Here is a 23,727-nt window from a genome sequence, read left to right as displayed (position 1 = left end):
TTCCAGGTTGATGAAGTGTAGGGACACGGCAATGCCGTGTCCCTACGGGGATACAACGATAGGCGGGGGTACTTCATAAACGTGGAATCTGCTGTATATTGTATTCTAGTTGGCTGTTCCTAATTGCCTAGTCCTAATCAAACGTTTAACTGCACAACAGCTTATAAATTCAATGGAGGAATTACACTTGGGAAATTACCTTGAATTAGATTAAGGATTTTCTCAAATTGATACTGGTTGGCGAGTTCCGTCAGATAAGTACCCAATTGAGCGAGGTCTGAGGAAAGTTCAGCTACCAGTTCAACGATCGCAACATCATCCCCACATAAAGCAGCATCTTCCAACTCAACCACCCATTCTTTGGGTAATGTCGCCAGAAGCGTTGGATCGAGGGCATCTGCAACCCCAGGGGCAACAGAAGAGAGGTAAGAAGGAAAACAATCTTTTCCCCGTTCCCCCTTTTCTGTTTCCTCTTCCTCATATACATACTCTAAACCTAGGTATTCCCCCATCTTAAGAAATAAGGTCTGTTCCCGGAAGGGCTTGCTGATGTAGTCGTTGCAGCCAGCAGCTAAGGCGAGGGCGCGATCGCTCTGAGAAGCTTGGGCCGTAAGTGCAATAATGATACTGTTCTGTCCGTCTTCCATAGCCCGAATTTGCTTGGTAGCTTCGTATCCATCTAACACGGGCATCCGAATGTCCATCCAGGTTAGGTCGGGTTGCCATTGTTGCCAAATCTGCACAGCTTGCTGTCCGTTGGTAGCTTCTTTTACCTCTAATCCTAATTGTGTCAGTAATCTGACCATTAGCAAGCGATTTTCTGCTTGATCGTCAACCACCAAAATGCGACGCTCCGGTTGACTGGGAGCCAGCCCAATCACGAGGCGATTATTCTCTTCGGGTGTAACATTTACTCCACTGATGGGGCTGACGGGAAGGGTAAAAGTGAAGGTACTCCCCTCTCCCAGAGTGCTGCTGACAGAAATTTTTCCGCCCATGAGTTCCAACAATTTGCGGCTAATGGTGAGACCTAACCCAGTACCGCCGGTCGATCGCTTCCCAGCTTGGGCTTGCACAAACGCATCGAAGATGGTATCGAGTTCGACCGATGCCATCCCTACACCTGTGTCAGCGATTACAAACTGGAGAATCGGCCGAGTTGTGGTTAATGCCCCTGTACCGTTCGCCTCAATGCTGACTTGCAAAGTAATGCTTCCCCGATCGGTAAATTTGATGGCATTACTCAGCAGATTGAGCAAAACCTGGCGCAGTTTTTGAGCATCGACAAGCATAAATTGGGGAACTTCTGGCGCAATCTCGAAACAAAGGTGAAGTCCTTTAGAACTTGCTCGTTCCGCCAACATATTTCGGAGGGAATGCAGCATCGCAATTAAGTCTAATCCGCTTTGTTCAACTGTGCAGTGTCCCGATTCAATTTTCGAGAGATCCAACACATCGTTAATCAAACTCAAGAGGTGATCGCCACTGCGACGAATTGTTTGCAGGTCTTCTTTTTGGTTCGGAGTTAGGCAGGAGTCATGGGCCATCACCTGAGCAAATCCTAGAATCACGTTGAGGGGAGTGCGTAATTCGTGGCTCATATTGGCTAGGAAGGTACTTTTTGCCAAGTTCGCTGCTTCTGCGGCTTCCATTGCGTGCTGCAGTGCCAATTCTTTTTGTTTGCGATCGCTGATGTCTTTGTGCGTTCCAATCATCCGTAAAGGCTTACCATCTTCATCGTAGGCAACGACTTTCCCGTAGTTAGCGATCCACTTCCACTCACCTGACTTGCAACGCACACGATAGTCAAAGGCATACTTAACTGAGCTATTTTGCAAGTGACTATTCAGAGACTCAAAAACCCATAATTTATCATCAGGGTGAATCATTTGCTCCCAGACGTTCACATTCATCATTAACTCACCAGGCTTGTAACCCAGCATCTCCTGGTAGTAGGAATTAATGTAAACTTCTCCAATTTTAATGTCCCAATCCCATAGTCCATCTCCAGAGGCTTCTAGTGCCAGCATTAAGCGTTCCTCACTCAGTTGTAAAGCGGTTTCAGCTTGATGCTGTCGCGTCACATCGATCGCCACACCACCTACTAGCATTTGCCCAGATAAGTCGGGGATGAGAAATTTGTAAACCAGAAACTCACCCAGGGTTCCATCTTGACGGGAGGCAATCTCAATCGTTTCCATTACCTCGTAGGTTTGAGCAACCGTTTGGATATTGTCTAGAAATTGTTGGGCGATGGCGGCGGGGTAAAGTTCAAAAATGGATTTTCCAATCACATCGTCAGTGGGTAACTCGAAGGTATTGAGATAAGTCTGGCTGGCATAGAGCATTACACCATTTTTATCGGTAATCCAGGCAGGGGCTGGGCTGTGATTCATGAAGGCTTGGAAGCGAGTTTCACTCTCTCGGAGTGCCTGTTCTGCTTGTTGGCGTTCCGCTTCGTTGCGTTTGCGATCGCTAATATCCCGGCAGATACAGAAGTTCATCATCTCACCTTCTAATTCCACCCGGTTCCAGCTAATTTCCACGTCATATACAGAACCATCCTTGCGGCGATGTCGCGTTTCAAACAGCGGAATAACCTCCTCTCTCTGGAGCATAAGTTGTAGTTCTTCCCTCGTCCATTCAGCATCCCAATTAAACAGACTCAGATTCAGGGTTTCTTCTAGGGTGTAGCCCAGCATTTGAGCAAAACTGGGACTAGCTTCGACAACTTTTCCGACGCAATCCATGACAACAACACCGTCCAGTGAAGTGTTGAAGAAGGTTTTACTCCGCAAGAGTTCCTTTTCTAGTGCAACTTCGGCTTTTTTGCGATCGCTAATATCTTTCATGAAGCAGTAATGCCCCATAAATTGGTGCTGTTCGTCGTAAGTTGAAATCATCACCAATTGCTTATAAAAAACCGAACCATCTTTACGAACGCCTCTGGTTTCAACTTCAACTCTGCCCTCTTGCACCATCAGCCAATAGGCTGCCACCAGTTTTTCCAACTCATCGGGATGTACGGTTTTTTCCCAGGACATCCCGATCATTTCTTCTGGCTGATAGCCTGTCACGTCAGAATAGGCTTTATTGGCATATAGGTAACGCCCTTGTACATCCAGTTTGGAAATGCCGGACACTGCATTTTGCATCACCTCACTCATTTCTCTAAGCTCTGCTTCTGCTTGTTTGCGATCGGTAATATCTTCAGACAAACAAAGTAGGTACTGGGGCTGATGGCGATCGTCGTAAATGGGAATCTTCACCGTATGGAGCCAACGTTTACCCAGACTATGACTATCGATGATTTCTTCAGGAATATCCTCAGCAATGCCCTTGAGAAAGACTTCTCTATCCTTTTGCTCGAAAAATTTTGCCTGTTCTATGGGGAAAAAATCATAGCCACTTTTGCCAATGATTTGTTCGGCTGAAATCCCAAATAAATTTTCGCTAGTTTTATTCCAAAACTGAATGAAACCAAAATTTTTAGGATGTACATCCTTGACAAAAACCGCAATCGGTAAATTATCCAACAGTGCTTGTAAGAAATTGCGAGTTTTTTGGATTTCCAGCTCTACTTTTTGGCGCTTGCTAATATCAATAAACGTAACTATAACTTGTTTAATTTGACCGTTTCGATCTAACTCCGGGTAGGCATTAACTAATACCCAAACAAAACTATTAATTCCTTTTTTAATTCCTAAAACATGATTTTTGAGGGAAGTTCCCGTGGATAAAACCTGATTCACGGGATATTCCTCTAGGGGCATCACGCTGCCATCTTCCCGCACCAAATGCAATGCCGGATCGCTCACGGGTTTTCCCAGCATTTGATCCATTGAAAACCCTAGTAATTCAGCGGCTGTTTCATTACATAATTGGAGGCAGGTATCTGTCCCATGAATCACAAAACCCGCATTTAAGTTATCGATCAATTGCCGATATCTGGCTTCGCTGACCTGTAAAGCAACTTCAGCTTGCTTGCGCTCCGTAATGTCGGTGTGAGACCCAGCCATCCGAATTACGTTACCTGCATCATCCCAAAGCGCCTGACCACGATCCAAAATCCATTTGTAGGAACCATCTTTGCAGCGAACGCGATGTTCTGTAATATAAAAAGGAGTTTTCTTGGCAAAATGATCTTGAACGGCTTGCATTACCCATCCCAAATCATCGGGATGTACCCGATTAACCCATTCGTCTACAATGTTTTGGATTTCATGGTCTTCATAGCCCAGCATTTCCTTCCAGCGACTAGAAAAGAAGACCTGGTTGGTTTGAACATTCCAATCCCAAATGCCGTCATTATTCCCGCGTACAGAAAGTTCCCAGCGTTCTTCACTTTCACGTAGTGCTGCTTCTGCTTGTTTGCGGTCAGCAATATTCCGGCCAATCTTTGAGGCTCCAATTATATTCCCTGCTTGGTCTTTAATGGGGGAGACACTCATCGAGACATCGATTAATGTTCCATCTTTCCTCAGCCTCTTTGTATCGTAGTGTTTGATGCGTTCTCCTCGCCGAATTTTGGTGATAATTTCGTTTTCCTCATCTCGATAGTCTGCGGGAATCACTTTTATCCCTGATTGCCCTACTATTTCGACCGCTGTATAGCCAAAAATTGTTTCGGCTCCTACATTCCAACTTGTAACTACACCCTCTAAATCTTTGCTGATAATGGCATCTTCCGAAGATTCAACGATCGCAGCTAGTCGAGCGATCGCAATTTCTGCCTGTTGTCGTTGGTGAATTTCCCATTGCAACTGACGATTTACTTTTTTGAATTGATGGACTTCGCCCGCACTAAGTTGTGCCAGATACACGACCAACATCAGCAGCCCAACTAAAATTAAGCCACCAATTAAAACAACTTTTGGTAAATAGAAATTTTTCCTTTTTCCTAAATCTAAAGTTGGAGAAACCTCTATTCGCCACTCGGCACTATAGGCTCTTATTACAACTATTTTAGGCTGTGAATATTGAGATTCCAGCTCTTGACCGTAGATCAAATTCGGGCCATCATATATAGCCACATTGTACCCATATGGCACTTTTAAAATACTCTCAAATAGACTTTTAAATTGAAAAACTCCGACAATAAACCCGTCAAACCGCTCCCCTACAAATAAAGGAAAACTTGCTATAAATCCTTGACCCCCTTGAACAAGTGAAACATTGCGAGTTAACATAGGTTGACGCAGATCACGAGCCACTTGCAAAGTGATTTTGCGACGCAGTTCCCGATTGAAATCTAGGTTTTGCGCTGCCTCATTCCCAGCCAGTGGCACAACCGATCGCACTTTAAATGATGGATCAACTAATTCGATCGCCTGATAACCGTAGAAATCCTTTACATAAGCATCAGCATCGGCTTCCCAAAGAGCCTTTGGTGTACCGCCATTGGCTTCCCACCGATTCGCCATTTGCCGAAGTGTCAGCATCCGAGTTGATAATTCTTCGCTCAGTTGTAACTGAATCGCATTGGCTTCCTGCTGAATTAACTGCTCGATGTGAATTTGTCCGTTGAGGGTTAGCTGTTGCCAAGTAAATAAAACAGCAAGAGAAGCCACCACACCAAGCAGAAGAGGTAGCAATCTTTTAAGTGGTCTTTGGCATAAGGTTATCATCAGGTTGAGTCGAGTGACAGCCATAAATTAAGCGCTCTCTGAATAGAGCTGCCTTCAATTTGGTGGGCGATAATTTCAATTTAATTATACAACACAGCAAAGTTTTGAGCGTGAAAACCCGTTAACGCTAGGACCATCTCTAAACTTGATCAGCCCTAAATAGAACTGTTAAATTTTCCCCCTAAAGAATCTTGTTCTTTAAGCCCTAGCTGTCTAACTAAATTTAGAGAGGGCGATAAGCTATATCTGTTCAGATTGTAAATAGGCATTGTTGGCCAACAGTGGCGGCAAAACCAGTAGATTTGATGCTGGCGGAGGTGACGGAGCATTTGATTCGAGCAGCAGGGGCAGTGTGTCATAAAGACCTATTTTTTAACTAAGGGGTATTTCACTCTTGTTGCAAAGTGCTGTAAGCTCGCTTGAAGCAACGATAACAAGACCCTATACAAAAAAAATAAAGATTTGGTAAAGAATATAAAAGGGTTAAGGAAAAGATACAAGTTTAAACATTCCGTAATAAAAATAAGAGCGAAGAGAATTTTTATCCTACAATACGCACCTTGTAATATCACATCTGTTGTGTGATAATTATACACTATTCAGATGCAGCTTTTGAGACTCATTCCTACATAAAATAATTTTCCTGTTCCCTGTTCCTTGATTTGATCTGAGAGTCTAAATCCTAGCCCTACACCTTTGTATGAAGGTATCGCGGGCAGACAGTCTGGTGTAAAAGATGCGGTATCAGGAACAATCGATGCCGTCGCTAGCGACGGAATGCTGTTAGTAGGAGAAGCGCTGAGACAGGGTTTAAGTCCAAGCCAATATTCTGTGATACCGGAGCAGCCTTTAACCTGCATTTCTTACGGCATGATATTGCCAGCAAGTGACACTGAATGGCAAGAAACAGTCATTCGATTTTAGATTTTAGATTTTAGATTTTGGAGGCGACCCCACGGATAAATTCGGGGGCTTGAGGATTTTAGATTTTAGATTTTGGATTGATTCCACGGATAAATCACGTGGCGGGTACCATCAAGAAATTCTTGGTCAATAATTTTATTCGCAATCAAAGTTCGACGAATTTGTTGGAAAAAGTGCTGGGGCGCAATTCTCCTTTCCTACCGATGAGTGTCGCCGATCGAGATAAATGTATTTGAACCCAAATCGGGCAAGGTTTTCGCCGCGCACCAGAAGAATAGCGGTAAGGTGTGGATCTTGTCAGGGCAAGTCCGATCGCTGCAACCAGTGGCGTCAATAGGCTCTAAACTGGATTCAGGAAGGCGCGCAGCACAGGTTTAGGAGGGTCATCAGTGACAGAAAAAAGTTATCAATCGTCTTCTCTACCAACCTACGCGCGAAAAGAACTGCGGGAATTAGTTCGATCGCAGTTAAGGGCCCTGTTGGAAGAAGGAGACTTTAAAGGAGCAAAAGCGATTTTGCACCCGGTGCAGGAAGCAGACATAGCTGAAGCTATCGAAGGCCTGCCAGAAACCATGCAAGTAATAGCTTTCCGCTTGCTTTCCAAAGACGAAGCAATCGCAGTCTACGAATATCTCGACTCCAGCGTTCAGCAGTCCCTCTGCGAAAAATTCAAACGCCAAGAAGTCATTGACATTGTAGACAAAATGTCCCCGGACGATCGAGCTAAACTGTTTGACGAACTGCCGGCAATATTAGTCCGTCGCCTGTTGGGTGAATTGAGCCCGACGGAACGGGAAGCTACGGCTCAACTTTTGGGTTACGAAGCCAGTACCGCCGGTCGGATCATGACCCCGGAATATATTTCTCTCAAAGAAAGCTTTACCGTCGCCCAAGCTTTAGACCGAATTCGCTCTTTGGCTAGAACTACCGAAACAATTTATTCTCTTTACGTCACCGACGCCGGACGCAGCTTGACCGGTATTTTATCCCTGCGGGATTTAGTCACTTCGCCCCTCGACAAAACTGTCGGCGAAATTATGACCCGCGAGGTAGTTTCTGTTCAAACAGGAACGGATCAAGAAGAAGTAGCTAGGCTGATCCAGCGTTACGATTTTTTAGCTGTGCCCGTTGTAGACCGCGAACAGCGTCTGGTCGGCATCATTACAGTTGACGATGCGATCGACATTTTAGAACAAGAAGCAGCCAAAGATATTTATACCTTGGGCGGCGTCCAGTCCGGCGGCGACAATTATTTTCAGACCGATTTAATCACTGTTGCCCGGAAAAGAGTCGTGTGGCTGTTTGTTCTGCTTTTAACTAATACTGTCACCGGCGCAATTATTAGAGCTCAAGAAGATATTTTGAACCAAGTAGTTGCCCTAGCAGCCTTTATTCCCCTGCTGACTGGCACTGGAGGCAATGTCGGAGCTCAGTCCTCAACGGTTGTAATTCGCGGTTTGAACACTGACGAAATTACAGCAATGGGCCCGTTTCAAGTAATTATTCGGGAGGGGATGGCGGGAGCGCTGCTAGGAGCTATATTGGGGACTGTAGCGACGGGCTGGGCTTACACTCTGCAAGGGAGTTTAGAAGTGGCACTCGCGGTGGGAGTGAGTTTGTTTGCGATCGCAATTTTAGCTTCTATTGCCGGTTCAGCTCTGCCGTTTCTATTTCGTTCTTTGGGTTTAGACCCCGCTTTAATGTCTGCTCCCTTTATTACTACCGCAGTTGATGTCCTCGGAGTGTTGATTTATTTCACTTTAGCTCGACAAATTTTGCAGCTTTAATATATTTAATTACATGGCTGTGAATAAAAAACTTAATCTGTTTTTCACCACTGCTAAATTCGGGGTTAATGTGCAATTCCCTACCGGATATCTGCACTCGCGCGTACTTTATTTTTATCCGCATACTTGCACCCCTTGAAAAAAAGAATGCAACTATAGGCCCGTGCTCGAAACTCCGAGCTTCCTGAGTCATTCCACATCTAAAATCTAAAATCTAAAATCTAAAATGGTATTAGCCTATGTCATCATCCAATTCACCAACTAAAATCCAAAATCCCACGTCCAGCAATTTGTTAGAAACTGCTGAATTGGTTTTTCTTGCTGCCTCTGCTGTGGGATTGGCTGCTAGTTTGGTTTGGGGGCAGAGCGTTTATGCTCAAGTGCCTGTAGTGATTTCGTTGGTGTTGAATTTTGTGAATCGGCAGAAGCTGCACAGGCAAGTTAAAGCAAGTACGGCGGCCACGTTCGATCGCGTAAATCAACAAGCCGCTACTACCGATCGCGCGATCGAGCAATTGCAACTTGCTGTAAATGCTTTAGACGAAGCTCTTTCTCAAACATCTCGCGAAAATCTCAATGTTGCGCCTGGAGAAAACGTACACTCTCTAATTTCAGCAATTGAGAACCTGCGCCAGCGACTAATAATTTTAGAAAAAACTATTAAAATGATTCAAAGCGAGATCGAACTCACCAGCCGCCAATTCAAACAGCGACCGGAGTTGCAACAAGTCGAAACTTTGACAACAATAATTCTGGACTTGCAGCAGTTTATCAACGAACTGCCGCAGTGGGGCAATTTGCAGCAGCGGCAGCTAACAGAACTTCAGCAAAAAGTAGACAATGCTTTGGCTGAGATCTCAGAAGAAATTGCTGTGATTCCCAACCGCGTGCAAGAGGCGCTAGCTAGTCGCGGTGGGGAAATTAACCCACAGTTTGGTTCTGGTTTGAATGGCGAGCAAAAGAATGGTTATCGACCTAAAACCCAGAATGAGAAAATTCGCCAGAAATATCCCAGAGCTTATGTCAAGTGGAGTCAGGATGAAGACGAAAATTTGAAGAAAGAATATGCTAGCGGTCAACAAATTGACGAATTAGCTCAGAGATTTCAGCGACAGCCTAGTGCCATTCGTTCGCGCTTACAAAAATTAGGATTGATGGAATAATGGGAATGGTATTGTAAAACTTCCTTGAGTTTATAAGCAATTATAAACAATAGTAGTATGATATTATCATGGTGGTCGAGTGAACTACACATAGGTTAAAAAATGGAAGCCTTAAATGCAACTAACCGAGAGGCACATCATTAAATCAAGGGAACACCGTTTCGCCCAAATTGACGAATTAGCTTTCAAATCCAAAAACCTCTACAATGCCGCCAATTACGTCATTCGTCAGAGCTTTATTTATGGATGGAAGTATGTCAGTTATAACGAAATGAACCGCTTGATGAAGTCTCATGAAGCCTACAAGGCTTTGCCGGCCAAAGTCAGCCAGCAAATCTTGATGGTGCTAGACAAGAATTGGAAATCTTTTTTTGAGGCGGTTAAAGCTTACAATGCTGATTCTTCCAAATTCACTGGTCGCCCAAAACTGCCAAAGTACAAAGATAAAATCAAAGGGCGAAACCTTCTAATCTACACAATTCAAGCGATTAGTAGCAAACAGTTGAAAAAGGGAATCATTAAGCTTTCGGGTACTGAGCTTTCAATTAAAACCAAAGTCAGCCCCGACCAGGTTTGCCAAGTTAGACTGGTTCCGAAATGTGATTCCTATGTAATTGAGGTAATTTACGATGAACCGGAGTCCACTCTCAGCGAGGCCAACTCTGTAGCTAGTATTGATTTGGGGCTGGATAATTTAGTAGCGCTAACTTCAAATCAACCGGGATTTGTCCCTTTGTTGATTAACGGGCGACCATTAAAATCGATCAACCAGTTCTACAACAAACGCAAAGCAAAATTACAATCCAAATTGAGAGGAAATCGCAAAACTTCACCACGGATTCAGCGCTTAACACGCTGTCGCAATCAGAAAGTCGATAATTACTTACATCATACCAGTCGTGTGATTGTTGATCGTTTGACAGCAGAACAAATTGGGACGTTAGTAATTGGCAAGAATGCCCAGTGGAAAACTGACATCGAGTTAGGGAAGAGAACTAATCAAAACTTTGTCAGCATTCCTCACTCTCGATTAATTGAAATGTTGGAGTACAAAGCTCGGTTGGCGGGAATCACGGTAATTGTGAAGGAAGAATCCTACACGTCCCGCTCCAACTTTCTGGGTTTAGATCCAATTCCTGTTTACGGTAAAACAGAAAAAGAGCCTGTGTTTACTGGTAAACGGATTAAGCGTGGTTTGTACAAAACATCGACGGGTCAATTAATTAATTCTGACGTGAATGCTTCGTACAACATTCTCAGAAAAGCAATCCCAAATGCGTTCAGCTTTCTTGATAGGGAGCTGCGTAGTTGGGCCAATGCGGGTTAATCCGCTCAAAGTAAAAGTGAAAGGGGAGGGGCTTGAAGCCTCCCATGTCTATAAATGACTATACTTTTGCCAGCTATAGACAAAAATGAGTAAATCTAAAATCTAAAATCTAAAATCGGCAATAACAAAACGATCGCCCTTTTTTTTCAAAAGAGCGATCGCTTTGTTTCTGTATTCAGTACCGGCTGCCAACAGCGCGCCACTAACATTACATCTCAAGGCTTTTTAGCCTTGGTCTACCTCATTTTAGAAATCTTGGGGTAACAAAGAACTTAAACGCTCCAACAAAGGATCGGAATTCCGAGGAGGAGCAACCTCAGCATCAGGCACTACATTATCATCCGCCACAGACTCAGACTCAATCGGGCCAGGCTCTACTACTTTTGAAACTTGGGCAAAAGAAACTTGAGCAAACTTACTGTTAACACTCCCCTGCAACTGATCCAACTGGGCGCTGAGTTGATTCAGGTGATGTTCCAGTCCCTCCAAACGGCTTAATTCCTCTGCCGAAACATTGTGCTCAAACTCAGCAAATTTGGCCACAAGTTCAGCAATACGCTGTTCCAACCGTTGAAAGCTCTGTGTAGAGCTAGCAGACTCAGATACAGACAAAAACTGCCACAAAGCTTGCTTGCAGAGATTGCTGAAAGTCTGATACTTCGTGAAAGCCAACTCTTTTTCAATAGCGGCCAGCAAAGTTTGATCCGCAGCATCTTCCGTAAACGCCACCGAGAAATTCGCCTTATTTTTTGCCCACAGTGCCATAGGGTTCAAGCCTTAATGCGTTACTTTATCGTGGCTAGCTGAGCCTCAGCATAAATAAACTGTCCCAAAGCATTAGCTTTCCGGGAAGGCTGAGCCAAGTGAGCCTTAAGATTGGCGTCTTTAAGCAAAGGTTGCAAAACCTCCCAGAAAAACTCGCCGCCACCGCCAGTCAGAACCACATCCGTCACACGTTCGGGCAGCCACTGCACCAAACGTTCGGACAGTTCGTTAGCGAAAGCCTCCCGCAAATCCTTAATAATCGGATCTAAATTAGTCGGCTTAGTCGCTCCTCTGGGACGGTAAAAACGCTGGCCTTCGGGTTTATTCACCGCTTCCAGTAAAGACAGAGATTGAGGGTCTGCCCCCGGAATCTTTGAGGCAACTTGTTCGTAGAACTTGTTCATTGCGAAGGAATCGCTCTTTGAAGCCGCCCGGGCAAACCGGAAACGATCGACCATTAACAAATCGGTAGTTTGGTGTCCGATATCCACAACAGCCACCGACAGTTCCGGCAACTCCGGCGTAAACTCCTTGTTATCTTGAGCCTCGCACCAAATCAGGCTGCCGAACCCTTCCGGCATTACCCAAACGTGACTGATGTTAATATCCACACGCTCGCCCCGGTACACCACAACGTGGGGAGAGCGCAGTTGGCTAATAATCTCTTCCTTTTCCTTCTCAAACTGATCCTGCGAATAAAACGGCAAACCCAGCACAACTGCTATTTCGCCTTTCATCTGGAAATATCCAGCACAGGAAAAGACTTTAACCAAAGCATCTACTACTTTCGACTGGTCAGCGCCACCGAGATTAGCGCCAAAATCTGCCGCCAATTGACCTATAGCGTAACCCCTGCCCTGGTACTCCAGCCACATATCCAACAGAGGGTCTGTTGCTTTGGACTCAAAGCTGCCACCCCGCACCTTTTCCACAGGCATAGTAGCCACGTTGGCAGGGATGAAAACAACGCTACTAGGGTTGCGACTCACGCAAGCTTTAGTTGCCGTCCGACCCAAATCAGCACTAATAATCGATTTGTTGTTAGAAGCGACTTTAGTCTGCTGGGTCAGCATAGCCGAATTAGGAACAAGCTGTCTAGTTGTCATTGAAATGTGTTACCTCACTGAGCCTCACCATTATCATGCCTTATCCCTTGACACTGCCACGCTTAAAGACAGTGGGTTTTGCGGCGATTCTTCTAACTCTACCTAGATCGGTATCGAAATCAGCACCAAACATTATATTCGGGACGATCGCCCTTACCGTAACTAACCTAACTTTTTCTGGAGCGATCATCCTCGAAGCTCTGTTGCCTGAGAGTGCATTGTTAAGTTAAATTTAGTTAAGATTCTGAGTGTAAACTTTTGTCGCACTTCTCCGACACCGCGATCTTACCCGATCTGTCCCCAATTCAAGGCATCCGCATTTATGAAAATTTCTTGGCGAACTATACTACTTTGGACTTTACCCGCCTTAGTCATCGGCTTTTTCTTGTGGCAGGGGGCCTTTGCGCCATCCCCGGCAGAAATGAGCAAGAACACCGCCAGCACCCGCCTGAGCTACGGTCGATTCTTAGATTACTTAAACGCCGGTCGAGTGACCAGCGTTGACCTTTACGACGGAGGTCGGACGGCTATTGTCCTAGCAGTCGATCCCGAACTGGACAATCACGAGCAGCGGTGGCGGGTAGACTTGCCCTCAAATGCCCCGGAACTGGTTTCTAGGCTCAGAGACTCCAAAATCAGCTTCGACACTCACCCACTACGCAACGACGGCGCTGTCTGGGGACTTTTAGGCAATCTAGTATTTCCCCTCTTGTTAGTAGGAGGGCTGTTTTTCCTCTTCCGCCGCGGTGGCAACGTTCCCGGCGGCCCGGGCCAAGCCATGAACTTTGGCAAATCCAAAGCTCGCTTTCAAATGGAAGCTAAAACAGGCGTACTGTTCGACGACGTAGCAGGCGTTGAGGAAGCCAAAGAAGAACTTCAAGAAGTGGTGACATTCCTCAAAAAACCCGAACGCTTCACCGCAGTCGGGGCGAAGATTCCCAAAGGCGTGCTGCTAGTGGGCCCTCCCGGAACCGGTAAAACCTTGCTGGCAAAAGCGATCGCAGGCGAAGCCGGCGTGCCCTTCTTCAGCATCTCCGGTTCGGAATTTGTCGAAATGTTCGTCGGTGTCGGCGCTTCCCGCGTTCGAGACTTGTTTAAGAAAGCTAAAGAAAATGCTCCTTGCATCATCTTTATCGATGAAATCGATGCAGTGGGCCGCCAGCGCGGCGCCGGTATCGGTGGCGGTAACGACGAACGGGAACAAACCTTGAACCAGTTGCTGACCGAAATGGACGGTTTTGAGGGCAATACTGGCATTATCATCATTGCTGCCACGAACCGCCCCGACGTGCTCGACTCAGCGCTGCTGCGTCCGGGACGTTTTGACCGCCAAGTTACCGTAGATACGCCGGATATCAAAGGCCGCTTGGAAATTTTGGAAGTTCACGCGCGCAACAAGAAGCTGTCTGCAGAAATTTCTTTGGACGCCATCGCCCGCCGTACTCCTGGTTTTACCGGCGCTGATTTGGCTAACTTGCTCAACGAAGCTGCGATTTTAACCGCCCGCCGCCGCAAAGAAGCGATTACGATGCTCGAAATTGACGATGCAGTTGATCGCGTGGTAGCAGGTATGGAAGGCACTCCCTTGGTGGACAGCAAGAGCAAGCGCTTGATTGCTTACCACGAAATCGGCCACGCGATCGTCGGTACAATCATTCAAGCCCACGATCCAGTTCAAAAAGTTACCTTAGTTCCTCGCGGACAGGCCCGCGGCTTGACTTGGTTCATGCCCAGCGAAGACCAAGGTTTGATTTCAAGATCGCAAATTTTAGCCCGCATTAGCGGTGCTTTGGGTGGCCGCGCAGCCGAAGAAGTAGTTTTCGGCGATGCCGAAGTAACTACCGGTGCCGGTAACGACTTGCAGCAAGTCAGCGGTATGGCGCGCCAAATGGTAACTCGCTACGGGATGTCTACCTTGGGCCCGATCGCCTTGGAAGCCCAGCAAAGCGAAATTTTCCTCGGCCGCGACTACACAGCGCGATCGGAATATTCCGAAGAAATAGCCTCTCGGATTGACGGACAAGTTCGATCAATTGTCGATCACTGCTACGACGACGCCCGCCGAATTATTCGCGAAAATCGCACCGTGATCGATCGCTTAGTCGATTTGTTGATCGAAAAAGAAACCATCGACGGCGAAGAGTTGCGCCTAATCGTCTCTGAATACACTTTTGTTCCTGAAAAAGAACAATACGTTCCTCAGCTTTAAGACTTGTTTAAACATTAGGGACACGGCATTGCCGTGTCTTTAAAAAGTAGGGACGCAACAGCATTTTCACGTCCCTACTTTTTTATTAAACTGTCAACAATAGACTTTTTGCAAAAGTCCTTTTAAGCAAATTTTCAGACGGGCTCTCCGGCCCATCCCACAAGAGAAAAAACTTTTTGTGGGATGGGCCGGAGAGCCCGTCCCAGCTATTTTTGCAAGAGGTCTAATATTAAACCGCCCCTAAACGCCAATTAACGCAGATGAATACTACATTAGCCCTACATACTAAGAATTCGCCATTTTTTTTTATAGCAGCTTTTATTTTTGTTGGTGTCAATACTTTGAGCGCCCGCGCCGAAAAATCAAGATGTTTTGTAGATATTTGCATCGACTCCAGCAGCGTTGAATTAAGCAAATCCGATATTCCTGGTGCTCCCTCTTATCCAGTCAGAACTATTTTAGTAACTCAACAGTTTAGTAACGATAAATTGTTGGCGCAAATGGAAGTTGACTGCCAGCAACGACAGTTGAGAACTGTCAGAGTTAGCCAAGATGGCGAAAATTGGTCGAATTTCTCTCCGAAATGGACTTTAGTCGATGGCCACTCATCTTTGTCTCGGCTTGTTGACTATACTTGTAAATTGGCGATCGCAGAACAAGAGAATAAATAAGTAGACCCAGAAAAAAACCGAGCACCTATATCTTCAGCCCTTGCCCCTTGCGGGTGCAAGTTTGACAGCGCTTGAAACCGCCGAGTGTTAATATTACACTCAATCTACAATCTAAAATCTAAAATCTAAAATCTAAAATCGGATGACCAACCCCACCGAATACCGGCAAAGACGCGAACAGTTAATGGCAAAAATTGGCAGCGGGACGGCGATATTTCGCAGCGCCCCTGCAGCCGTCATGCACAACGATGTAGAATACGCCTACCGACAAGATAGCGATTTTTTCTATTTAACCGGTTTCAACGAAGCTGCGGCGGTAGCAGTGATCGCGCCACACCATGAAGAACACAAATTTGTTTTGTTTGTGCAGCCAAAAGACTTGGAAAAAGAAACTTGGCACGGTTATCGTGCCGGAGTAGAAGGCGCTAAGGAATTGTACGGCGCGGATGAAGCTTTCCCGATTAATGAACTTGCGGAAAAATTGCCGAAATATTTAGAAAAAGCCGATCGCATATATTATCACTTCGGGCGCGATCGTAGTTTCGACCAAACAGTCCTCAATCACTGGCAGCGCTTGATGGCAACCTATCCAAAACGCGGCACAGGCCCGACAGCAATCGAAGATTCCAACATCATTTTACACCCGATGCGGCTGGTGAAAAGCGAAACAGAATTAGCATTAATGCGAAAAGCGGCTAATATTTCAGTTGCAGCGCACAACCGCGCCCAAGAATTCGCTAAACCGGGCAGATACGAATATGAAATTCAAGCTGAAATAGAACATACTTTTGGCTTAAATGGCTGCACTCCGGCTTACCCTTCAATTGTTGCATCCGGTTACAATTCCTGCGTCCTCCACTACATCGAAAACAACCGCCAAATGCAGGAAAACGATTTGTTGCTAATAGATGCTGGTTGTGCTTGCGGGTACTACAACGCCGATATTACTCGCACCTTTCCTGTTAGTGGCAAATTTACAGCCGAACAACAAATAATTTATGACTTAGTTTTGCAAGCACAATTGCAGGCAATTAGTCAAGTATATCCCGGAAATCCTTACAGTAAAATTCATGAAACGGCTGTGCGCGTTTTGGTGGAAGGTTTAATGGATTTAAAACTTTTGGTGGGGGATATTGAAGAGATAATTAAAGAAGAGAAATACAAGCCATTTTATATGCACCGCACTGGTCATTGGCTGGGATTGGATGTGCACGATGTCGGCGTTTATCAGTACGGCGAAAATCCGCAAGTTTTGCAGGCAGGACAAGTGCTGACGGTGGAACCGGGGATTTATATTTCTCCTTATATTAAACCCGTTGAAGGACAGCCGGAGGTTCCTGAAAAATGGCGCGGTATTGGTGTGAGAATTGAAGATGATGTTTTGGTGACACTTGAGGGCCATGAAGTGTTGACGGCGGGAGTTCCTAAATAATTGTTGACTGTTGACTGTTGACTGTTGACTGTTTGAACAATACCGATGCAACCGGAAACGATTTATGTAGGGTGCGGATCTGTTCTATGCTTCAATGGAATTTGCTCCTTGACGGGTGCCGACGCACCTTAGTTACAACTTGATTGTGTGTACCGCATATAAATTGAATCTGCTGTAAGTTGGCAGTGCAGGCTTGAGCTTTGTTAGTATTGGCTTGAAAAAGCTCAAGTCCGCAACTGCCAAACAAAGAGTTCTTATGTGTATTGATCCTACCAAGATCGATCGACCTCTGGAAACCTGCGAAGCATTAGTAGCAGAGCAAAAAGCAAAAATTCTACAACTAGAAGAGGATTTGCAGCAGCAGAGAGAATTGTGCCAGAATTTAGAAGCACAACTCAAAGCAGTCGAGAATGCTGGCTTTTCGGGTTCGGCAACTGAATCGGATATCACCGACGACGATCGCATTGAGTTAATCACATCTCTGGAAAAAAGCCAGGAAATGTACCGAACTCTCATCAAACATTATCCCAATGGCTCGGTGTTTTTGTTCGATCGCGATTTGCGCTATACTCTGGTGGACGGTCAAGGTTTGGCTGCAGTTGGTTTGTCCAAAGAACAGTTGGAAGGCAAAACATTGTGGGAAGTATCCCCACCTGAAGATTTGCCCCTTTTTGAGACTACATATCGCGCGGCTTTGGCAGGAAAAGAGAATACTTTTGAATATAAATACGGCGCTCGCGTTTATTCAACAACAATTGCTCCAGTCAAAAACGACCGGGAAGAAATTTTTGCCGGCATGGTAGTTACTCATGATATCACCGAAAAAAAACAGGCAGAAATAGCGCTGCAAGAAATCAAAAATCAGCTAAAAATTAAATATCAAAAGCGCACAGAAGACTTAAAAACAGCCAACACTCAATTGCGGGAAGAAATTATCTATCGCTGGCGGGCCGAAGAAGCTCTGCGAGAAAGCCAGGAACAGCTAGAATTGTTTTTCTCTCAATCTTTAGATGGCTTTTTCTTTATGATGCTGGACGAACCCGTGCACTGGGACAATACCGTTGACAAAGAAAAAGTTTTGGATTACGTATTTGCTAACGGGCGGGTAACGAAGGCAAACGATGCTTTGATAGCTCAATACGGAGGTACTAGGGAAGAGTTTATTGGCCGGACGCTTTACTCTTTCTTGTCGCACAACTTGACTGGTAGCAGAGAGATAATCAAGCAATTTTTTGATGCTGGCAGAATTCACATCGAAAATGAAAATCGCAAGTTTGACGGGGTTCCAGTTTTGGTGGAAGGCGACTATATTTGCATTTACGATTCCCACCGCAGAATCATCGGATATTTTGGCGTGCAGCGCGATATTAGCGATCGCAAAGAAACCGAAGCAGCACTAAAAGAAAGCGAAGAAAGGTTCCGACAGCTAGCAGAAAACATTGAAAGCGTGTTTTGGATGGTAAACGTTCAACCCCAGGAAATTATTTATATCAGTCCGGGTTACGAAAAGATTTGGGGCAGAAGCTGCGCTGATTTGTATGCTAACGGGCGCTTTTTTGCAGATTCTCTCCATCCAGAAGATCGCGAGCGCGTTATTGCTCATTTAACTAGACAAATTGAGTCGGAAGAGGAGATAGAATATCGAATTGTTAGGCCGGACGGCCAAACCTGCTGGATTCGCGATCGGGCTTTTCCGATTAGAAATCAATCTGGTAAAGTTTACCGCATCGTGGGAATTGCAGTAGATATTACCGCACGCAAACAGGCAGAAAAAACCATCCGCGAAAGTGAAGAACGCTTCCGCCAGTTAGCAGAAAATATCCAAGATTCCGTCTGGCTAATGTCTGCGGAATTCACCGATTTATTGTATCTGAGTCCAGCTTACGAACAAATCTGGGGGCGCTGTCGGGAAGAATTGTATGCTGAGCCATTAAAAATGATGGAGTGGGTGCATCCAGAAGATAAACTCCTGTTGGCAGAGGCAATGGGGCGAGTGTTGCAGGGCGAGTCCACCAATACCGAATATCGGATTTTTCTGCCAGACGGCACAATTCGCTGGGTGTGCGATCGAGCTTTTCCCATTTACGACGAATCGGGCAACATTTACCGCATCGCGGGTATTGGCGAAGATATCAGCGATCGCAAATTTACCGATGCCCGCATCCAAGCAGCACTCCGCGAAAAAGAAGTATTGCTCAAAGAAATTCACCACCGAGTCAAAAATAATATGCAGATAATTTCCAGCCTGCTGCAACTTCAATCTCAATACATTGAAGACGAACCGACGCTAGCTTTATTTGAAGAAAGCCAGACCCGCATCCATTCAATGGCTCTGATTCACGAGCAACTTTATCAATCCGAAAATCTCGATCACATCGCCCTGTCTCCCTACGTCGAAAACTTGGTTGCTAATTTGTATCAATCTTTTGGTTGCGGCAACACTTCAATCAAATTTAATCTCAAAATTGACCCCATTTATTTAAACATAGAAACAGCAATTCCGTGCGGCTTAATTATTAACGAACTGGTTTCTAACTCTTTAAAATATGCCTTTGGCTCTAATTTAGATGGTGAAATAACTATTGAATTTCATGAAATAAATTACCACCAATTTCATTTAACTATTCAAGATAACGGTCGCGGATTTCCGGCGAATTTTGACTTGGAAAATACTGAAACATTAGGATTGCGATTAGTGAAAATGTTGGTTTACCAATTAGAGGCGAGTATTGCCATTGACAGTCAGCGTGGAACCTGCTACAGTCTGATTTTCCAAGAGTTAAATTATCGGCAGCGTATTTAACGAAAAATGAACCCTATACAAATTTTGGTTGTAGAAGACGAAGTTATTGTAGCCCAAGACATAGCAGGTCGATTAAAAAAACTGGGATATGTAGTAACAGCTACAGTTTCTTCAGGAGAAGAAGCAATTCAAAAAGCGAGAGAAAACCCGCCCGATTTAGTGTTGATGGATATCGTGCTTAAAGGTGACATGGACGGGGTAACAGCGGCCGAAAAAATCCGAACTAATATGAATGTGCCGACAGTATTTTTAACAGCTTATGCCGACGATAAAACGCTGCAAAGAGCGAAAATTACAGATCCATTCGGTTATATTATCAAACCATTTCAACAAAATGATTTGCGGGTGGCGATCGAGATTGCCATGCACAGACACGAAATCGAAACCAAGATGCGAGAATCTCTCAAAGCCGCCGAAGCAGTCAGAGAGTCGGTGGAAGAAAAATCGCACCGCCAAAACCAGTATATTTCAATGGCAGCTCACGAATTGCGGAATCCCCTCAACGCGATTTTAATCTCTGCGGAACTCCTAGAGCTCGATCGAACTCGCAGCAGGGACGAATCGCAAGTTAGAACCCTGCGATTGGTGCACTCAGCTACCCAAAAGATGAACCAGCTAATCGATGATATGCTGTTCATGGGCAGGGCAGAATCAGGCCAACTCAAATGCAATCCATTACCGATAAATTTAATCGAATTTTGTCAAAACTTGCTCGATCAATTGCAGTTAGGAAATGAAGCCAAGCACAAACTAACATTAATCCCGTCAGATGTTACCAGCGCGATGTTAGATCAACAATTGCTGCACGGCATTATTTCTAACTTAATCGTCAATGCCATCAAATATTCTCCCAACGGCGGGCAAGTCACCTTGGAATTGGAATGCCGTCAAGCAGGTGAGGGAGACAAAGAACCTATTTTCTGCTTGTCTCCTCAGTGTTTGTTTCCCAATTCCCAAGTGACAAATATTAACTCCACCTTACTAATTATGCGTATCCGAGACGAAGGTATCGGCATCCCAGAAGCAGAAGTAGGGAAAATATTTGAAATGTTCTACCGCTGCAAGAATACGGGAAAGATTAAAGGTAACGGTTTGGGATTAACAATTGTTAAAAAAGCTGTGGAATTGCAAGGAGGGGCGATCGCCTGCGAAAGCAAAATGGGCGTGGGTACAACCTTCACAGTCACCCTTCCTTACATTGCCCTTTCCTGTAAGACTCAACGAGAAACAAATTAAATGCCACTACAAACACTAATCAAAGTGTTGCAAAATCCACTCCACCGCCACCGCTAAATTTGCTGCAATAAAATCAGGTTTAGTATGGTGCTGATACTCCCCGCTCAACACGCTTTCCCCGTAACCAGTCTGCACCAAAATGCCAGTACAGCCGGCATTGTGAGCCATATCAACATCAGTCGCTTTATCCCCCACCATAAAACTATTTCGCAAATCCAAATCGTATTCCCAAGCCGCCGCTACTAACATCCCTGTATTTGGTTTTCGCCAAGTCGAATACCGCGTAAATTCGGGGTTTGTTCCGCCTTCTGCTGCGCTTAAATAAGGACAGTAATAAAGAGCATCTAACCTCGCTCCGGCTTCATTTTCTAATAACTGACACAGGCGTTTGTGCAAAGCTTCTATGTGGCTAATCGGATTATAATCCCTCGCTGGGCCCGATTGATTGGAAACCAAACAGCAAAATATTTCTTTGTCATTTAAGCGGCGTACAGCTTGGGCTATTCCGGGGATTAAATGCAAATCTTCTACTTTGTGGATGTAGCCCACTTCGATATTGAGAACGCCATCTCTGTCAAGAAATACTGCTCGTTTCATTGTTGTATTGTTTTTGATATAATATAAAACTCGGTGGCATCGGAATTGATATTACTTAAGCTTTTCGTCCGCTAGTCCTCCCGCCTACCCGGTAGTCCGCCAGGGAATGAATTCCCTGTCTAATAGCGAAAGTCCTCTAAAAGAGGACTGAATAATTTAAGTAGTTGTTCCGAATTAATTACACAATATTTCTACTGAAACCTTTGCCTAGCAAGGAGTCTTTATGTAATTAATTTTGTGTGGTTACTTATTAGTCCTCTTTTAGAGGACTTCAGCTTTGAGGCAGGGGTTTCAACCCCTGTCGGACTATCGGTTTAACGTGTTTGTTGACCCCAATGGACACTGCCGTGTTCTCATCATGATTCTAAAATAGATTGTTTGCCTAGCCATTCGCGGAAACTATCATGATACAAACTATAACAAATTTCTCCTCCGATTTCCTGCTTATTTAAGAACTCGATCCAATTGTCTAACACTTTTTCAACATCGTATTCATCCCGATCAATTATATTGGATATGGCAGTTACAGATAAACTTGATGTTGATTGTACCAAAACATTCAGCACAGACAACTCGATCGCCGATAAGCCATCACCTCTCATCCGCAGCCAGTGGTTTTGATAATACGCTGCTAAACCGGGAGGAAGTTCAGGGAAAAGTGAGGACTCTCCCAGATTAGCATCGGGGTGTGAATTATCCGCGATCGCCCTTAGCATCTGACTCAGATACATGAAATTGTTTTCGCTGACAGTGGCGAGTTGTTGGCAGAATTCGGGTTGAGTTAAATCCGGTGCGGTTGATAGGTATTGCTGAATGTAGTTCAGGGCATCCTCCCGATTTTGGGCGGGATAATCTCTTAAATCGAGAGTTTGAGAGGGGGTTTCAATTAACAAACCGGATTTCTCTCTCAAAAACGGGCGGCGGGCGAGGATAAAATAAGTACGATCGCCCAAATATCTCGGCAGATAAAACAGATTTGTGCTCGGAGGCTGACTGGTGCGCGCGATCGCGTCTAGAGTATCGATGACTATTATCAATTTTTGGCGATCGTTTAATGTATCGCTAATTTGCTGAAGCAACAAAGACAGAAACCAACTCCCATCATCGGATTCGAGATTTTGAAGTTGAGATCTTAGCCTGACAATTTCCGATGTTTCCCCATTGGCGGCAAGGTATTTGTCAATCAGTTGAGTGCAGACTGAAGCGAGAAAATCTTCAGCTCGATTTTTGCCCTCAACTGCAGCGTTGTAATAGATACTGCGAGGATGGGCGGTGACATATTGAGCGAGGATGGAACTTTTGCCGCAGCCGGGAGTGCCGACAATTGTGAAATAACCGCGGCTGTGGGAGTCCAGAAAGTCTGAAATGGCAGAAAAAACAAATTTGCGCCCTACAAAATTCTCGGTTTTTTCTCGCAGGAGTTGCTGAAATTCTATTGGGTAAGCAGCGGTATAGATGGGAGTTGACAGAGGTGAGGAATTCATGTTAGTGCCTCCACCCCTTCTAGCCGCAGGAAATATACGCGGCCGGATGCGTCGCCTGCGACAATTGTTACTCCATCGGGTGCAATGGCGCAACAGGCGATCACACTTTCACCCGTGAAACTGGCAATGACATTTCCCGTGGCTAAATCCCAGACTTTGAGGTTTTTTTCCCAGGAACCAGAAATCGCCCGTTTGCCATCAGCAGTCATGGCTACTGATTTTACCAAATCGCTGTGACCAGTGAGAGTAAACTCTTCCTTTCGAGCTGTTAAATCCCAAACTTTGATAGTGTTGTCATGTGAACAAGAAATTGCCCGTTTCCCATCAGCAGTGACAGCTACCGCATTTACGGAGTAGCTATGGCCAGTGAGAGTAAACTCTTCCTTTCCAGTGATTAAATCCCAGACTTTGATGGTGTTGTCATCTGAACCAGAAATCGCCCGCTTCCCATCAGCAGTGACGGCAACTGCATATACTGAGTAGCTGTGACCAGTGAGAGTAAACTCTTCCTTTCCAGTAATTAAATCCCAGACTTTGATGGTGTTGTCATCTGAACCAGAAATCGCCCGCTTCCCATCAGCAGTGACGGCAACTGC

15 protein-coding genes and 1 pseudogene are annotated in these 23,727 nt (G+C 45.2%); 10 read left to right on the top strand and 6 right to left on the bottom strand.

The annotated features are described in order from the left end of the window. Window positions 1-161: 161 nt before the first annotated feature. Window positions 162-5,651, bottom strand: coding sequence for a PAS domain S-box protein (locus QUB24_RS04605; RefSeq protein WP_333151105.1), 5,490 nt, complete (start codon window positions 5,649-5,651; stop codon window positions 162-164). 672 nt (window positions 5,652-6,323) lie between these two features. On the opposite strand from QUB24_RS04605, the gene QUB24_RS04600 reads away from it, so the two are divergent. The 5 genes and pseudogenes from QUB24_RS04600 (at window position 6,324) to QUB24_RS04580 (ending at window position 10,886) form a co-directional block, all read left to right on the top strand. Beyond that, window positions 6,324-6,551: a hypothetical protein gene (locus QUB24_RS04600; protein ID WP_333151103.1), complete on the top strand. Its 228-nt coding sequence runs from the start codon at window positions 6,324-6,326 to the stop codon at window positions 6,549-6,551. Window positions 6,552-6,649: 98 nt separating this feature from the next. Next, the gene (locus tag QUB24_RS04595; RefSeq protein WP_333151101.1) at window positions 6,650-6,787 is read left to right on the top strand and encodes a hypothetical protein; all 138 of its coding nucleotides are present in this window, start codon (window positions 6,650-6,652) and stop codon (window positions 6,785-6,787) included. Window positions 6,788-6,940: 153 nt separating this feature from the next. After that, window positions 6,941-8,338, top strand: coding sequence for a magnesium transporter (gene mgtE, locus QUB24_RS04590; RefSeq protein ID WP_333151099.1), 1,398 nt, complete (start codon window positions 6,941-6,943; stop codon window positions 8,336-8,338). A gap of 239 nt (window positions 8,339-8,577) precedes the next feature. Next, window positions 8,578-9,501, top strand: a complete 924-nt coding sequence (locus QUB24_RS04585) for a hypothetical protein (protein WP_333151097.1) — start codon at window positions 8,578-8,580, stop codon at window positions 9,499-9,501. A 115-nt stretch (window positions 9,502-9,616) separates the two neighbouring features. Beyond that, window positions 9,617-10,886: pseudogene (locus QUB24_RS04580) on the top strand (RNA-guided endonuclease InsQ/TnpB family protein). A gap of 188 nt (window positions 10,887-11,074) precedes the next feature. Here the strand turns inward: QUB24_RS04580 and QUB24_RS04575 are convergent. Together QUB24_RS04575 and QUB24_RS04570 are read right to left on the bottom strand one after the other, a co-directional pair. Next, entirely contained in the window at window positions 11,075-11,593 is a 519-nt protein-coding gene (locus QUB24_RS04575; protein WP_333151095.1) for a hypothetical protein, read from the bottom strand. Window positions 11,594-11,613: 20 nt separating this feature from the next. Continuing rightward, a complete protein-coding gene (locus QUB24_RS04570) occupies window positions 11,614-12,699 on the bottom strand; it encodes a ParM/StbA family protein (protein WP_333151093.1) in 1,086 nt (361 codons plus the stop codon). Between the two features lie 322 nt (window positions 12,700-13,021). Between QUB24_RS04570 and ftsH2 the strand changes: the two genes are divergently transcribed. From ftsH2 to QUB24_RS04545, 5 genes are all read left to right on the top strand, one after another. Then, window positions 13,022-14,908, top strand: coding sequence for an ATP-dependent zinc metalloprotease FtsH2 (gene ftsH2 / locus QUB24_RS04565; RefSeq protein WP_333149854.1), 1,887 nt, complete (start codon window positions 13,022-13,024; stop codon window positions 14,906-14,908). A 260-nt stretch (window positions 14,909-15,168) separates the two neighbouring features. Then, window positions 15,169-15,579: a hypothetical protein gene (locus tag QUB24_RS04560; protein WP_333151091.1), complete on the top strand. Its 411-nt coding sequence runs from the start codon at window positions 15,169-15,171 to the stop codon at window positions 15,577-15,579. Between the two features lie 142 nt (window positions 15,580-15,721). After that, entirely contained in the window at window positions 15,722-17,011 is a 1,290-nt protein-coding gene (locus QUB24_RS04555) for an aminopeptidase P N-terminal domain-containing protein (RefSeq protein ID WP_333151088.1), read from the top strand. Between the two features lie 256 nt (window positions 17,012-17,267). Further along, window positions 17,268-19,814, top strand: a complete 2,547-nt coding sequence (locus QUB24_RS04550; protein WP_333151086.1) for a PAS domain S-box protein — start codon at window positions 17,268-17,270, stop codon at window positions 19,812-19,814. A gap of 6 nt (window positions 19,815-19,820) precedes the next feature. Next, complete coding sequence (locus QUB24_RS04545; RefSeq protein ID WP_333151084.1) at window positions 19,821-21,050, top strand: ATP-binding protein; 1,230 nt, start codon at window positions 19,821-19,823, stop codon at window positions 21,048-21,050. A gap of 15 nt (window positions 21,051-21,065) precedes the next feature. Here QUB24_RS04545 and QUB24_RS04540 read toward each other — a convergent pair whose 3' ends face one another. The 3 genes from QUB24_RS04540 to QUB24_RS04530 form a co-directional block, all read right to left on the bottom strand. Continuing rightward, entirely contained in the window at window positions 21,066-21,647 is a 582-nt protein-coding gene (locus QUB24_RS04540; protein WP_333151082.1) for an HAD family hydrolase, read from the bottom strand. Window positions 21,648-22,003: 356 nt separating this feature from the next. Then, window positions 22,004-23,131 (bottom strand): ATP-binding protein, encoded by a 1,128-nt coding sequence (locus tag QUB24_RS04535; RefSeq protein ID WP_333151080.1) that lies wholly within the window; start codon window positions 23,129-23,131, stop codon window positions 22,004-22,006. Beyond that, a partial coding sequence (locus tag QUB24_RS04530; protein ID WP_333151078.1) for a WD40 repeat domain-containing protein occupies window positions 23,128-23,727 on the bottom strand: 600 nt, incomplete at its 5' end. The genes QUB24_RS04535 and QUB24_RS04530, both read right to left, overlap by 4 nt.

The sequence above is a fragment of the Microcoleus sp. B9-D4 genome (assembly GCF_036705105.1).
Classification (GTDB): Bacteria; Cyanobacteriota; Cyanobacteriia; order Cyanobacteriales; family Microcoleaceae; genus Microcoleus.
The sequence above is the reverse complement of the archived record's forward strand: the minus strand, read 5'-3'. Positions and strand labels throughout refer to the sequence as shown.

Bases quoted from the DNA above. Each gene is read 5' to 3' on its own strand.
- QUB24_RS04605 (WP_333151105.1), bottom strand. From the start codon at position 5,651: ATGGCTGTCACTCGACTCAACCTGATGATAACCTTATGCCAAAGACCA.
- QUB24_RS04585 (WP_333151097.1), top strand. From the start codon at position 8,578: ATGTCATCATCCAATTCACCAACTAAAATCCAAAATCCCACGTCCAGC.
- QUB24_RS04575 (WP_333151095.1), bottom strand. From the start codon at position 11,593: ATGGCACTGTGGGCAAAAAATAAGGCGAATTTCTCGGTGGCGTTTACG.
- QUB24_RS04570 (WP_333151093.1), bottom strand. From the start codon at position 12,699: ATGACAACTAGACAGCTTGTTCCTAATTCGGCTATGCTGACCCAGCAG.
- ftsH2 (WP_333149854.1), top strand. From the start codon at position 13,022: ATGAAAATTTCTTGGCGAACTATACTACTTTGGACTTTACCCGCCTTA.
- QUB24_RS04560 (WP_333151091.1), top strand. From the start codon at position 15,169: ATGAATACTACATTAGCCCTACATACTAAGAATTCGCCATTTTTTTTT.
- QUB24_RS04555 (WP_333151088.1), top strand. From the start codon at position 15,722: ATGACCAACCCCACCGAATACCGGCAAAGACGCGAACAGTTAATGGCA.
- QUB24_RS04550 (WP_333151086.1), top strand. From the start codon at position 17,268: ATGTGTATTGATCCTACCAAGATCGATCGACCTCTGGAAACCTGCGAA.
- QUB24_RS04545 (WP_333151084.1), top strand. From the start codon at position 19,821: ATGAACCCTATACAAATTTTGGTTGTAGAAGACGAAGTTATTGTAGCC.
- QUB24_RS04540 (WP_333151082.1), bottom strand. From the start codon at position 21,647: ATGAAACGAGCAGTATTTCTTGACAGAGATGGCGTTCTCAATATCGAA.
- QUB24_RS04535 (WP_333151080.1), bottom strand. From the start codon at position 23,131: ATGAATTCCTCACCTCTGTCAACTCCCATCTATACCGCTGCTTACCCA.